This is a genomic window from Pseudomonas pseudonitroreducens, assembly GCF_021603645.1.
In the GTDB taxonomy this organism is placed as follows: Bacteria; Pseudomonadota; Gammaproteobacteria; order Pseudomonadales; family Pseudomonadaceae; genus Pseudomonas; species Pseudomonas pseudonitroreducens.
In genome coordinates, this window is the sequence record NZ_BQHJ01000015.1 from 153633 (window position 1) to 167119 (window position 13487).

At 67.0% G+C, this 13487-nt stretch carries 13 protein-coding genes; 4 read left to right on the forward strand and 9 right to left on the reverse strand.

Translation table 11 applies throughout. The features are described from left to right. The first annotated feature begins 7 nt into the window (after nucleotides 1–7). Both L6D89_RS29200 and dmpG read left to right on the forward strand, forming a co-directional pair. Complete coding sequence (locus L6D89_RS29200) at nucleotides 8–931, forward strand: acetaldehyde dehydrogenase (acetylating) (RefSeq protein WP_236201963.1); 924 nt, start codon at nucleotides 8–10, stop codon at nucleotides 929–931. Then, nucleotides 928–1962: a 4-hydroxy-2-oxovalerate aldolase gene (gene dmpG, locus L6D89_RS29205; RefSeq protein ID WP_236201964.1), complete on the forward strand. Its 1035-nt coding sequence runs from the start codon at nucleotides 928–930 to the stop codon at nucleotides 1960–1962. Before L6D89_RS29200 ends, dmpG begins: the two co-directional genes overlap by 4 nt. Before the next feature lie 42 nt (nucleotides 1963–2004). Here the strand turns inward: dmpG and L6D89_RS29210 are convergent, their stop codons facing one another. Beyond that, nucleotides 2005–3513 (reverse strand): winged helix-turn-helix domain-containing tetratricopeptide repeat protein, encoded by a 1509-nt coding sequence (locus L6D89_RS29210; protein ID WP_236201965.1) that lies wholly within the window; start codon nucleotides 3511–3513, stop codon nucleotides 2005–2007. A gap of 106 nt (nucleotides 3514–3619) precedes the next feature. Here L6D89_RS29210 and L6D89_RS29215 point away from each other — a divergent pair, with 106 nt between their 5' ends. Next, entirely contained in the window at nucleotides 3620–3835 is a 216-nt protein-coding gene (locus L6D89_RS29215) for a DUF1127 domain-containing protein (RefSeq protein ID WP_236201966.1), read from the forward strand. A 3-nt stretch (nucleotides 3836–3838) separates the two neighbouring features. On the opposite strand, the gene L6D89_RS29220 is transcribed toward L6D89_RS29215, so the two are convergent. Beyond that, nucleotides 3839–4324: a GFA family protein gene (locus L6D89_RS29220; RefSeq protein WP_236201967.1), complete on the reverse strand. Its 486-nt coding sequence runs from the start codon at nucleotides 4322–4324 to the stop codon at nucleotides 3839–3841. A gap of 130 nt (nucleotides 4325–4454) precedes the next feature. Between L6D89_RS29220 and L6D89_RS29225 the strand changes: the two genes are divergently transcribed. Then, complete coding sequence (locus L6D89_RS29225) at nucleotides 4455–5363, forward strand: LysR family transcriptional regulator (protein ID WP_236201968.1); 909 nt, start codon at nucleotides 4455–4457, stop codon at nucleotides 5361–5363. On the opposite strand, the gene L6D89_RS29230 is transcribed toward L6D89_RS29225, so the two are convergent. The 7 genes from L6D89_RS29230 to L6D89_RS29260 all read right to left on the reverse strand — a co-directional run bounded on the left by L6D89_RS29230 (nucleotide 5360) and on the right by L6D89_RS29260 (nucleotide 13475). Then, the gene (locus L6D89_RS29230; protein WP_236201969.1) at nucleotides 5360–6541 is read right to left on the reverse strand and encodes an iron-containing alcohol dehydrogenase; all 1182 of its coding nucleotides are present in this window, start codon (nucleotides 6539–6541) and stop codon (nucleotides 5360–5362) included. The two genes, L6D89_RS29225 and L6D89_RS29230, sit on opposite strands and share 4 nt — an antisense overlap. Before the next feature lie 120 nt (nucleotides 6542–6661). Further along, nucleotides 6662–8167, reverse strand: a complete 1506-nt coding sequence (locus L6D89_RS29235) for an APC family permease (protein WP_236201970.1) — start codon at nucleotides 8165–8167, stop codon at nucleotides 6662–6664. A 499-nt stretch (nucleotides 8168–8666) separates the two neighbouring features. Beyond that, entirely contained in the window at nucleotides 8667–8882 is a 216-nt protein-coding gene (locus L6D89_RS29240; RefSeq protein ID WP_236201971.1) for a hypothetical protein, read from the reverse strand. Nucleotides 8883–9257: 375 nt separating this feature from the next. After that, on the reverse strand, nucleotides 9258–11294 hold the full coding sequence (locus L6D89_RS29245) for an LTA synthase family protein (protein ID WP_236201972.1): 2037 nt from the start codon (nucleotides 11292–11294) through the stop codon (nucleotides 9258–9260). Continuing rightward, nucleotides 11291–11932, reverse strand: coding sequence for a hypothetical protein (locus L6D89_RS29250; protein WP_236201973.1), 642 nt, complete (start codon nucleotides 11930–11932; stop codon nucleotides 11291–11293). Before L6D89_RS29250 ends, L6D89_RS29245 begins: the two co-directional genes overlap by 4 nt. Next, nucleotides 11929–13203 (reverse strand): sialidase family protein, encoded by a 1275-nt coding sequence (locus L6D89_RS29255; RefSeq protein WP_236201974.1) that lies wholly within the window; start codon nucleotides 13201–13203, stop codon nucleotides 11929–11931. Before L6D89_RS29255 ends, L6D89_RS29250 begins: the two co-directional genes overlap by 4 nt. After that, nucleotides 13200–13475 (reverse strand): PepSY domain-containing protein, encoded by a 276-nt coding sequence (locus L6D89_RS29260; protein WP_236175124.1) that lies wholly within the window; start codon nucleotides 13473–13475, stop codon nucleotides 13200–13202. The genes L6D89_RS29255 and L6D89_RS29260 overlap by 4 nt, the downstream gene beginning before the upstream one ends. Nucleotides 13476–13487: the final 12 nt, after the last annotated feature.

Genomic DNA, 13487 nt, shown 5'->3' on the forward strand with positions numbered 1-13487 from the left:
GTCATCCATGAGCAAGAAACTACGGGCCGCGATCATCGGCCCCGGCAATATCGGCACCGACCTGCTGATGAAGATGCGCCGGTCCGAGTGGATCGAGCCGGTGTGGATGGTCGGCGTCGACCCGTCTTCGGATGGCCTGGCGCGCGCTCGCGAGTTCGGCCTGAAGACCACTTCCGAAGGCGTCGATGGCCTGCTGCCGCATGTGCTGGACGATGACATCCGCATCGCCTTCGATGCCACCTCCGCCTATGTGCATGCCGAGAACAGCCGCAAGCTCAATGCCCTCGGCGTGATCTTGGTCGACCTGACGCCCGCGGCCATCGGGCCGTTCTGCGTGCCGCCGGTGAACCTCGCCGAGCACGCCGGCAACCTGGCGATGAACGTCAACATGGTCACCTGCGGCGGCCAGGCCACGATTCCCATGGTGGCGGCGGTCTCGCGAGTGCAGCCGGTGGATTATGCGGAGATCGTCGCCACCGTTTCGTCCCGCTCTGTCGGCCCGGGCACGCGCAAGAACATCGACGAATTCACCCGCACCACCTCCGGGGCGATCGAGCAGGTCGGCGGGGCGAAGCAGGGCAAGGCGATCATCGTCATCAACCCCGCCGAGCCGCCGCTGATGATGCGCGACACCATCCATTGCCTGACCGCCGGCACGCCTGACCAGGGCGCGATCCGCGCCTCGGTGCACGAGATGATCCGCGAGGTGCAGCGCTACGTGCCGGGCTACAAGCTGATCAACGGCCCGGTGTTCGAGGGCAACCGCGTCTCGGTGTACCTGGAGGTGGAAGGCCTGGGCGACTACCTGCCCAAGTCCGCCGGCAACCTCGACATCATGACCGCCGCCGGCCTGCGCACCGCCGAGATGTTCGCCGAACAAGCCCACCAGGGCGCCCTGCAATTGCCGGCCCGCCAAGGAGTAACAGCATGAACCTGCAAGGTAAGAAGGTCCGCCTGCACGACATGAGCCTGCGCGACGGCATGCATGCCAAGCGCCACCAGATCAGCCTGGAGCAGATGGTTTCTGTGGCTACCGGCCTCGACGAGGCTGGCGTGCCGCTGATCGAGATCACCCATGGCGATGGCCTGGGTGGCGCCTCGGTGAACTACGGCTTCCCGGCCCACACTGACCGCGAGTACTTCGAGGCAGTGATTCCCAGGCTCAAGCAGGCCAGGGTCTCGGCGCTGCTGCTGCCGGGCATCGGCACCGTCGAGCACCTGAAGATGGCCCACGGTTGCGGTGTGTCCACTATCCGCGTGGCGACCCACTGCACCGAGGCGGACGTTTCCGAGCAGCACATCGGCATGTCCCGCGAGATGGGCCTGGATACCGTCGGCTTCCTGATGATGGCGCACATGGTCAGCGCCGAGCAGCTGCTGGAACAGGCGCGGCTGATGGAGAGCTTCGGCGCCAACTGCATCTACTGCACCGACTCGGCCGGCTACATGCTGCCGGCGGAGGTCAGCGAGAAGATCGGCCTGCTGCGCGCCGAGCTGAAACCGCAGACCGAGGTCGGCTTCCATGGCCACCACAACCTGGGCATGGCCATCGCCAACTCCCTGGCTGCCATCGAAGCCGGCGCTGTGCGCATCGATGGCTCGGTGGCCGGCCTGGGTGCGGGTGCCGGTAACACGCCGCTGGAAGTCTTCGTCGCCGTGCTCAAGCGCATGGGCGTGGATTGCGGCGTCGACCTGTACGGCATCATGGATGTCGCCGAGGACCGCGTGGTGCCGATGATGGACCAGCCGATCCGCCTCGACCGTGACGCGCTGACCCTGGGCTACGCCGGCGTCTACAGCTCCTTCCTGCTGTTCGCCAAGCGTGCCGAGGCGCGCTATGCCATCTCTGCCCGCGACCTGCTGGTGGAGTTGGGACGGCGCGGCACCGTCGGTGGCCAGGAAGACATGATCGAGGACCTGGCCCTGACCATGGCGGCCAAGGCCGGGCTGCTGCCGACCTGAGTGGAGCCGCGCCGGCTGCGTTGCGCGCAGCCGGCGCAGTGTTCAGTCGGGCAGGCCGGCCTGGCGGAAGCCTGCGACGAAGTGCTCGCGCACTGCCGCATCGCGCAGCGGCTCGGTCTCCACCCAGTGACGGATAGTGAAGCCCGGATTGCTGACCAGGAAGAATTCGCTCTCCGCACGGGCTTCGTCCAGCCGGCCCAACTGTGCCAGGCTGGCGGCGAGGAAGCGCCGTGAGCTGCTGCGGTAGGTCTCGTCGCGGCGCAGGGTCTGGATGGCGCCCAGGTAGTCGCGCGCGGCGTACTGCGCCTGGCCGAGGGTCAGGTAGTACCAGCCGGCAGGGAAGGGGTTGAGGCGAAAGGCCCGGCGGATGTACTCCAGGCCATCGTCGATGCGCCCGGCCAATACCGTGACATCGGACAACGCCGTCCAGGCGTCGGCATCGTTGGGGTCCAGCTCGATGGCGCGCTGGAACTGCGCGTCGGCTTCCTCGTACTGGCGTTCGTAGGTCAGCAGGTAGGCCAGGCTCCAGCGGCAGCCGGCATCGTTGGGGTCGATGGCCACGGCCTTGCGCGCCTGCGCCAGGGCTGTTTCGCGCTCGAGCGGTGTCGGACCGCCGCTGTGTATCCAGCCCATCCAGTGGTTCATCGCCAGCCAGCGTCGTGCCTCGGCATACTGCGGGTCGAGGGTGATGGCGCGGCTCAGCATCAGCTGCGCTTCGCGCGCCGCCAGCGGCGAATCGTCCATCAAGCGGCGAGCGCGTACGCACAGCTCGTAGGCCTCCAGGCTCTTCGGGCGATTGCGTGGCAGTGGCGTGCGCAGGTGGCCGAGCAGGGCCTGGATGATTTGCCCGGTGAGCTGGTCCTGCAGGTCGAAGAGGTCCTCAAGGCGGCTCTCGAAACGCTCGGCCCAGAGGTGCTCGCCGGTGCTGGCGTCCACCAGTTGGGCGTTGATCCGCACCCGTGCAGCGGCACGCCGGGCGCTGCCCTCGAGCAGGTAGCGCACGCCCAGCTCGCGGGCGATCTCGCGCACATCCATGGCCTTGCCCTTGTAGGCGAAGGCCGAGGTGCGGGCGATGACGAACAGCCCGCCGACACGCGACAGCTCGGTGGTCAGGTCCTCGCTGAGGCCGTCGACGAAGAGTGCCTGCTGCGGGTCGTCGCCGAGGTTGACGAAGGGCAGCACGGCGATCGACGGCTCCTCCGGCGGGGCCGGCAGCCTGCGTGGCGCATCCGCCAGGCGCTGTACGCTGCCGCTGAAGCGATAGCCGACACGCGGCACGGTGGTGATCCACGAGCCGCCGTCAGGCGCCTCGCCCAGCACCTTGCGCAGCTGGGCGATCTGCACGGTGAGGTTGCCGTCCTCGACGACCAGGCCGGGCCAGGTAGCGTCCATCAGCTCGGCCTTGGTGCGAATCTCGCCCGGCCTGTCGAGGAGGGTCTGCAGCAGGTTCAGCGCGCGAAAACCAATGGCGACGGGCCGCTCGTCGCGCTTGAGCAGGCCGGCGGGGCTATCGAGCACGAAGGGGCCGAAAGCCAGACGCGTTTGCTGCATGACGCCCCCTTTGCAAGTTTTTGCAAGTGTTTGGCGCCGCTTGAGGACGGCGCTGCGGGCTACCGCCATGCTCGGCCCAAGAGGCACGAGATGAACGGAGGTTGCCATGAACCATACTCCCCGCCTGCTGCTGCCGGAAGTCTCGCTGCGGTCGCTCAGCCTGCCGACCCTGTGGCAATTGCTTGCCCTCTGGCAGGCGCGTGCACGGCTGCGCCGCCAACTCGCCGGGATGGCCAGGGCCAATCCGCACCTGATCGAGGACATCGGCCTGACGCGGCGCCAGGTGGCGCTGGAGATCGGCAAACCGTTCTGGCGGGCGTGACCCTTACTTTTCCAGACCCAGCCGCTGATGCCACTGGGCGATGGACTCCTGCGGGTAGTCGTCGAATTGCAGATCCTGCGGACCGGCCGCCACCTCGACCCAGTCGGCCTTCGAGCGCAGCAGCAGATGCGTGTGTTCGGGTGGTACCGGCAAGGGCGTGTCGATGGCCGAGGCGAAGGGATGGATCAGCTCCGGCCAGCGCGCGTCGTAGAGCCACAGGCCGCTGCCGCACAGGCTGCAGAAGTGCCGTTCGGCGCTGCTGGTATGGGTGCGCTGGCCTTCCTCGCGGATCTTCGCGTGATAGATGCTGATGTGCTGGCGCCCGCGCACCTTGAGGCTGGCGGCGTCGCCACCGAGGTTGATGGCGTAACCGCCGCCGCCCTGGGTCTTGCGGCAGATCGAGCAGTAGCAGCGCTGGTAAGGGTAGGGATGGGCGCTGTGCAGGCTGAAGTGCACGGCAGCGCAGTGGCAGGAACCTTCGAGCAGCATGGCTTCTCTCCATCTGGGATAGCTGGGCAGAGACATGCGGGCGCGCCGGGAATTCCAGCGCATCGCAGCAACGGGACTGGTCGTGCCCCGTGCAGTAGACTAGCTGCCCGCCCAGCGCCGGACTCTGCCCATGCTCAGGAATTTCACCGACCTCGATCTGCGCCTGCTGCGCATATTCGCCTCCGTGGTGAAGTGCGGCGGCTTCACCGCGGCGCAGGCCGAGCTGAACATGAGCCAGTCGAACATCAGCATGCACATCGGCAGCCTGGAAAAGCGCCTGGGCTACCGGCTGTGCGAGCGCGGCAAGGGGGGCTTCCGCCTGACCGCGAAAGGGCAGCGGATTCTCGATGCGTCGCAGGCGATGTTCGATGCCATCGGACTGTTCCGTGACCAGGCACAGGCGCTCTCCGGCAAGCTGGTGGGCGAGCTGTACCTGGGGCTGGCGGACAATGTCACGACGCTGCCGCAGGCACGCTTCGACGAGACCCTGGCGGCCTTCCATGGCCGCGAGCAGGACGTGCAGCTGAACCTCTACGTAAATTCGCCCACCGAACTGGAACTGGCGGTGATCGACGGCCAGCTGGACCTGGCGATCTCGTATTTCAGCCGCACGCGGCCGACCCTGGATTACCTGTCGCTGTACACCGAGGAAATCGGCGTGTTCTGCGGCGAGCGCCACCCGCTGTTCACCGCGCGCAAGCCGACGCTGCGCCAGATCGCCGACTGCAACTGGGTGCGCCACGGCTTCCTGCCGGCTGACCAGGAACTGCCGTTCCGCCCCGAACGCAGCAGCGCCACCGCGCATCACATGGAGGCAGTGGCGCATTCGGTGCTGGCCGGTACGCACCTGGGCTACCTGCCGACCCACTACGCGAACATCTGGGTCGAACGCGGGCGCATGAAGCCGCTGCTACCGGAAAAGCTCTGCTACGAGGTGACTCACAGCATGATCACCTATGCCGGGCGGCCCCGCAGCGAGGCCGCCCGCGCGTTCATCGAGGACCTGCTGAGCGTCCACGGGCTCGGGCCTGGGGTCTAGCCGAGGACGCCGTTGACTGCGTTGAGATAGATGCGCGAGTAGTCCTCGGCCTGCAGCGGCAGGGCGTTGGTCTCGGAGGATGAGATGTCCGCCACGGCCTGTTCGCCGACCCACTGCGCATCCTCGCCATCCAGGCCCAGTTCCTTCAGGGAGTGGGGAATGCCCACCGCCGAACGCAGCTCCAGCACCCAGCCGAGCAGGCTGTCGAAGCTCGCCTCCGGCAGCTCCAGGTAGCGGGCCAGGCGCGTGGCGTCGGCCTCGATGGCTGGACGGTTGGCCACCAGCACATAAGGCAACAGCACCGCGTTGAGCAGGCCATGGTGTTTGTGGTGTTTCGCGCCCAGCGGGTGGGCCAGCGCGTGGACGCCACCCAGTCCCTTCTGGAAGGCCACGGCGGCGCTGGCCGAGGCCACCAGCATGCCTTCGCGCGCGGCGAGGTCGGTGCCATTGTGCACCGCACGCTGCAGATGCTCTTTCACCAGGCGCACGCCTTCGATGGCGACACCGGCCGACATCGGGTGGTAGAGCGGCGAGAACAGCGATTCCAGGTGATGGGTCAGGGCGTCCATGCCGGTGGCGGCGGTAAGCGATTTCGGCAGGCCGACAGTGAGCATCGGGTCAAGGATCACCGAGCGCGCCAGCAGCTCGCGGTGGCCGACGACGATCTTGATGTTGCGTGCAGTGTCGGTCAGCACAGCCTCGCGGCCCAGCTCGGAGCCGGTGCCGGCGGTGGTGGGAATGGCGATCAGCGGCGGCAGGTCGAGGGCGGGGTGGTCGCCCAGGGTCGGGTAACGCTCGATCAGCTGTGACCATTCGAAGTTGTGCAGACCGTTGGCGTCGCGGCTGAGCAGGGCGATGCCCTTGGCGGCATCCAGGGCGCTGCCGCCGCCCAGGGCGATCAGCGAGTCGTGCTTTCCGTCTGCCAGGGCGCGGGCGCCCGCGTTGACTTCCTCCAGCGCGGGATTGCTGGAGAAACCGTGGAACAGTGCGTAATCGATGCCGGCGGCTTCCAGGCGCCGACGCACCTCGTGCAGCGGCGGCAGTTCGAGCATGCCGGGGTCGGTGACCAGCAGCGGTTTGCGCATGCCTGCGAGGCGGCAGCGTTCGGCCAGTTGGTCGAGTGCACCAACGCCGCAGAGGATTTCCGTGGGGTAGTTCCAGTAGTTCAGGGTGGACATGACAAGCTCCGGATTTCAGGCATGGCCTGCCCGTGCCGGCTATTCATGAAGCCAGCGGCGGGAAGGTGGGGAAAGGCGGGCGCCGGTCTGTACCGGCGCCGATGATTCAGCCGGGCTGGCTCAGCCGACCGCGCGGCCGGCGAAACTCAGGCTGGTGGCGATGCGGCGGTGCGGCTTGGCGATGAACAGGTAGGCCAGGCCGAACAGCGCGAGAGCGGAGAACACCACGACCACTGCCCAGACCTGGAACCAGGGCGCGCCGGGCGGGGCGAGCATCTCCCGCGGCCAGGCCACGTTGATCGCCTCGAACACCAGCCAGACCACGGCGATGACGTTGACCAGCAGGCCCTTGCGGCCAAGCTTCAGCGCGCCCTTGTCCGGGTCCCAGCGGCCGCTCAGGCGGGCGTACAGCGCGCTGGCGGCGACGATCAGGAAGACGAAGAAGAAGCCGCCGCTGCCGAAGGCGATCAGCGTGCCGACCGCCGTGGCGTTCAGCCCCAGCGCCAAGCCCAGGCTGGCCAGCAGGGTGCTGCAGACCATCGCGGCCATCGGCACCTTGCGCTTGTCGACGCGGCGCAGCAGCGCGGAGCCGGGCAGGATTTCATCGCGGGCCATGCCGAAGATGGCGCGGCCGATGTAGGTCTGCACCGAGACCACGCAGGCGACGAAGGCGACCAGCACGATGGCCACGAACGGCTGTTCGGCCCAGGCACCGAAGGCGTCCACCACGGCGGGTGTCACCGGGTCGATGATCTGCCCGCTGACCACGGCGGCCGGGTCCTTGTACGACAGGGTGACGGCGAACGCGGTGAGCATCACGGTCAGGCCGACCACCAGCATCGAACGCAGGATGGCGCGGGGCGTGGAGACGCGGGCGTCGGTGGTTTCCTCGGAAATCTGCGAGCAGGCATCGAAGCCGAGGAAGGCCCAGCCACCCACGGCCAGCGCGGTAAGGAAACCGCTCCAGTAGGTGCCGCCGGAAACTTCCAGGGCGTTGAGGCTGCTGAACAGCATCGCGAAGGAGTGGTTGCGGAAGAACAGCAGCAACAGCACGCCGATGCCGATGGAGGCGATGGCCTCGGCGAAGATGCCGGCGTTGACGAAGTACTTCAGCGGGTTGATGCCCAGCAGGTTCACTCCCAGCCCCAGGGCCAGCAGCGCCGCGCCGCAGACTACCTGCGCGTTGGCCGACGGCGGTTCGCCGGTCAGCAGCAGGCCGAGCCAGAAACCGCCGAGGTAGGCCACGGTGGTCAGCGAGGCGAGGGCGGAGGCGAGGTAGAGGAAGCCGGTGAACCAGGCGGCGCGGTCACCGATGAGGCGGCGCACCCACTGGTAGCAGCCGCCGGCCAGGGGAAACTGCGAGGACAATTCGGCGTACACCAGGGCCACGGTCAACTGCAGCAGCAGGCACAGGGGCACGACCCACACCCAGGACGGCCCGACGCTCATGGCGCCCAGCGACATTACCGAGTAGATGCCGACGACCGGGGAAATGGTGGCGAAGCCGACCGAGAACGACGACCACAGGTTCAGCCCGCGGTCCAGTTCCTGGCGGTAGCCGTGGCTGGCGAGCAGGCTTTCGTCGCCGTTGCTGTTGGGGGCCACGGGGTTGCGAAGGTCAGACATGCCGGCCTCCGGTGTTCTGGGCAAAGGGGGATTCACGGCCAGGCATGAGCGGGCAAAGGCACATGGGAGATCCTCGGGGCAGTTGGAGTTGTTATCGAGAACCCGCGTCTCTAGAGGACGACTGAGTAGCTGGCGCTGTCAATGCAGCGCGTTGCCAGAGTAGGGGGCTGCCGCATCAGGGAAAATTCATATTTGATTGAGCTGACATCAGTTGGGGCTGATGTTTAAGGCCTGGTGCGTGGAATGATGCCAGCGCAGCGCCGGGGCGCAATGGATTGTCCTGTGTGCGCGCGCTGTCGGCGCTATCGTTCTGTGCTGGTATGGGCGGTCGGGCGGTCAACCTGCAGGAGCGAGCTGGCTCGCGAAAAGGCCAGGCGCACACCGGGGTCGTCGGGAAGGATGCGGGTTGGCGAGCAGGCTCGCTCCTGCACAAGGCAACCAGGTCGATGCTGGGGATGGGGAACCGGGAGCGGCGGCGCGCTCCCGGTGTGAAGCGCTATCAGCAGTGCTTGTCCTGCTCGGCCTTCTTCGCGGCGTCGGGCTGGGCATTCTGTGCGGTCTGCTGCTCGGCATCGGTCTTGGCGCGGGTGGCCTGCATGGCCTGATAGTTGGCTTGGGTCAGGCGGTTGGTCATCAGCGGTGACTCTTCGGCCATGGAAGCCTGGCTGGCGAGCAGGGCGGCGAGGATCAGGGCACTGGCAGTGAGCAGTTTCATGCGGAAATTCTCGGGTAATGGAGTTCTGGTGGGTGATTGCTCGCGAGTGGCCACAGTCTACTGATGGGTCACCGGGCGAACCCGTGAGGAAAACTGCTGGAAATGATCGAATCGCCGTGCGCCCAGCGCATCGGTATCTACCGGTGCTGCCCGGTAAATCCGTGGATGCGCCGAAGGCTCTGGGTTGCAGCCAGGTGTTGAGCGCAGTCGGCTGAGTTCGGACTGATCGAAAAAACACCGATCATTAAGGCTGGCTAACGAATCCATGCAAGCGGCCTAATGAGTCGCGAGCTGTCCTGCAAGGACCTTCGCGGCATGGTTGATCCGCACAGAAAAGGGGCCGCATCGCGCGGCCCCTTTGCATGGGTGAACAGGTCATTCGCGGACGTTGCGGTAGAGCATCGCCCGCGAGGTCTCGTGCATCGCCCGGGTCAGCGCGGCAAGGCGCTGGAATTCTTCCGGATGATGCCCCGCGACGTTGTCCATTGGCGTCGGCGAGTAGATGTCATGCAGGGTTGGCGCGCTGCCATCGTGCTGCATCTGCAGGAGGAAGCGCTGGGTCACGCCGCCGATGAGCGGGAAGGTGCCTTCGCGCAGCACCAGCGGCACCACGCGCTCGCCTTCCGGAGCGGGTTGCTGCAGGTCGCGGCCCATGCCGCCGTTGACGTAGGGCTTGCCGAGCAGGCCGAGCACAGTGGGCAGCAGGTCCGCCAAGCCTACAGCTTCATTGAACTCGCGGGGCTTCAGCAGGCCCGGTGCGTAGATCATCAGCGGCACGTTGTTGCTCTCCAGCCCCAGCTGTTCGAAGCCTGGCGCCATGTGCGGAATCTGGCTGATGCGCGTGTTGTGGTCGCCGAAGAACACAAAGATCGTATTGTCGAGGTAGCCATCGCGCTCGGCCATCTCCAGCAGCTTGCCGATGTTGAAGTCCAGCAGGCGCACCGCGTTGAACTGCTCCAGGCTGCGCGAGCCTGCGGCCTGCACCTGCTCCAGCGGCAGGTCGAGCGCGCGGAAACCGTCGTTGTCACGAGGGATGGTAAAGGGCCGGTGATTGCCGGAGGTCTGCAGGTAGGCGAAGAACGGCTGCTCTCTCGGCAACTGGCGCAGGATCGCCGTGCCTTCCTTGAAGAAGTCGAGGTCGGAGATGCCCCAGACGTCCACCAGCGGTGCCTTCCAGTGGCGCTCCTCGTACAGCCGCACGCCATCGATGCTGCGCTGGATCAGCGCGTTGATGTTCGCCCAGCCGGCGTTGCCGCCGATCATGTAGAACTTCTCGTAGCCGTCCAGGGCGTTGATCAGGCTGTGCTGGCGAGAGATCAGCGGGTTGCGCGTGGCGGTCTGTTCGCGGGTCACATCGGGCACGCCGGTGATGCTGGCCCAGACGGTTTTCGCGGTGCCGGTCACCGGCACGTAGAAGTGTCGGAAGAACCAGCCCTCGCGAGCGATGCGGTCGAGGTTCGGGGTTGGCTTCAGCGGGTTGCCGTAGGCGCCGACGGCGCTGGTGCCGAGGGATTCCAGCATGACGAAGATCACGTTCGGCTGGCGTCCGCCGGCCAGCGCCGAAGCTTGCGCGGGTTGCTGGCGGCGGTAGTCGAGGGCTTGCTGGTCGGGGCTGTCGATGCCGAGGTAGCTCGCCATCAACGGGTAGTGCTTGCGCGCTTCGGCCTCGTCATAGGCGACGGGGTCGACGCGCAGCGTGTCGTAGAGGAACACCACCGGGTTCAGCCCGAGCGCGGCGATCTGCGCGTCGCCGCTGTAGAAGGCGTCGCTCCAGCGCAGCGGCACCGGGTTCTCCAGGTTGAGGTTGTCGAGCCGCCCGAGCAGGCCGAGGAACACCAGCGTGGAGACCAGCGCCGCACCGGCGGCGACCGCCCCACGCGAGATCGGCGTGCCAGGGCGCTTTAGTGTCCTGCGTTCGAGTTGCCAGAGCACGGCGAGCGTCAGCATCAGGCAGGCCAGCCAGCCAAGGCTGATCCAGATGACCGGATAGGTCTGCCAGACCATGCCGGTGGAGATCTGCGCGTCCTCGATGAAGCGCAGCACGGTGGCATTGATGCGTACGCCGAGGTAGGCGTAGTGGCCGAAGTCGAGGATATGCACCAGCAGCACCAGGCCCACGGCCAGCGCCAGGTAGGCGCGGGCGACGCAGCGCACGGCGCGGCTGCGCAGCAGGTTCAGCCGGGGCAGCCAGGCCAGCAGCATCAGCGGCAGGACGATCAGCAGCGCCAGGCGCAGGTCGAAGCGCAGACCGATGCCGAGGGTGCGCAGGATGTTGTGGTTTTCTCCCAGGGCCTGCCACGACAGCCCGGAAAAGCCCAACAGGAAGACCCCGCGCAGCAGCGCGAACAGGCAGAACAGCACGGCGGCGACACCGGTGAGGTATTGCAGGCGTCTGGAGCGAATCCAACTCATCGTTCGATCTCGGCGAAATCCGTGGGCCGTTGCGCAGTGCGCGCACCGGCGAACAGCCTGCGGGCGCGCCGCAGCAGCGCAAGGCCGGCCCGCCTGAGGCAGTAGACCCAGGCGTAGAGCGCCAGTAGCGGGTCCAGCAGGTAGTTCCAGTAGTTGCCGGAGCCGTCCCCGCGCAAGGCATACATCAGCGTCGCGACCAGCAGCATTGCTGCCCCCAGGCCATTGCCGCGCAGCAGGAAGAGCAGGGTCAGCACGGCCATCGCCGCCAGCAGCCAGGTCGGCTCGTAGCCCCAGCGGAACGGGTCCAGATAGCTCAGGCCCAGGGACGCCGGGTAGAGCGCCAGCGCCAGCGCGGCGAAGGCCGGCAGCACGTCGCGCAGGTGGCTGGCACGGATCGGTACGCTGGCCAGGTGCGCCAGGCTGAAGCCGGCCAGCAGCACCAGCAGGCTGCTGGACAGGTCGTGGGTGAAGCTGCGCACCAGGATGGCCAGCGGCATGCCATCCACGGGAAGCCAGGTCAGGGCGGCTGCCACCGCCAGTTTCAGCGCCTGCCAGTGACGTGCGGTGCCATACGGCGCGACAAGCAGGAAGAGCAACAGCGCCAGCGCAAGGTGCGCCTGCCAGAGTCCGAACGTCATGGTTTGCCCTCGACCCAGGCGTCGGTGAAGCTGACGTGCTTGATGAAGGTGTCGTTCCACGAATAGACCAGGTGGTAGGCACCGGCGGCATCGCGGGCGAAGTAGGGGTACTCGTACTCGAAGCGGCACTGGCCGGATTCGCACATGCGCTGGCTGACGCTGGCGAGGAAGTGCTGCTCCAGGGCCTGCTGTTGCCGCGCATCGACCTCGTCCCAGGTTGCGCCGATCAGCGCGCGGAAGACTTGCGGCGGCACCGGGTCGCCCCAGGGGTCGGGAGATTCGTCGATCTGCGAGACCAGCCGCCAGTTGCGCAGTTGCGCGTCGGTTTCGTAGAGCGTGAGACGGAAACGGCCGTCCTCCAGGTCATTCATCGCCACCAGCAGGTTGCCGTTGGCGCGGCCAACGGCAGCCAGCGACGAATTGGGGTTGCTCGGCTCCACCGGTTGCGGCTCGCTCCAGGTCTGCCCGGCGTCGGTGGTGCGGCTGGCCAGCACGCGATGGTGCTGCTCGCCGGCATAGCGCAGCAGGGCAATGGCCTGCCGGCCGTCCTGCGCCACCACCGTCGGTTGCAGCGAATGCTTGCCCTTGCTGATGCGGAATTTGTCCAGCACCTCGCCGTCGCGGCTGAGGTAGAGGTACTCGGCGAACTTGCCCATGAATTCGTGATAGACCGGCAGGCCGATGGAGCCGTCGCGGTGAAACACCGGTGCGCCGCGCACCAGCGTGCTGAGATTGAGGAAGGGCGTGGTCACCAGTTGGCGTGGCTTGCTCCAGGTGAGGCCGAGGTCGTCCGAATGCATGGCATTGATCGCGCTGCCGGCCCAGCCACCGACCGAGACGGAGACGTAGAACAGCCACAGGCGGTTGTCCGGCGAGAGGGCGATGACCGGGTTGCCGAGCTTGCGGATGTGCTTGCGTACCGCCTGCTGGGTGCCGATGCGCGTGGCCAGCACGCGTTCGCTGGACCATTGCCGGGTGCCGGCATCGAATTGCGCGGCGCGAATCTGCACATCGGCAGAACCCTCGCGGGTGCCGGCGAACCACGCCGCCATCAGCGCGCCGTCGGGCAGGGCGGTCAGGGAGGCGGAGTGGACGAAATCGCGCATGTCCGAGGAGGCGAAGCGTCGGCTCAACTCGGCGGGCGCCGCGCCCCCGGCGGGTGCGCTGGCAGCGAAATCGGCCACGTCGAACGAGGGCGACTGGTACCAGGCAAAGCCGAAGACGGCGGCGACCAGCAGGCCGCCTGCGGATCTGAGGGCCAGCCTGTTCATCGTCGCAGCACCGGCTCGGCTTTCACCAGGGCGAAGGTGACGGGGTGGAAGTAGAGTTCGACACGATCGCTCTGCGGGTTGAAGGCGTAGATCTCGTAACAGTTGCCCGGTGTCACGCGGAACTTGGTGATGCGATAGCCCTGCTGCTTCATGGCCGAGCGGAAGATTGATTCCTGTTGCCAGGTGGATCGGTCCGCGCGGGTGCATTGCGCGTCGGCGAAGGCGAGGTTGGTGCTGCCCAGGGCGGCAGCGAGCGGGATGAGCTTCCACATGGGGCCTGTCCG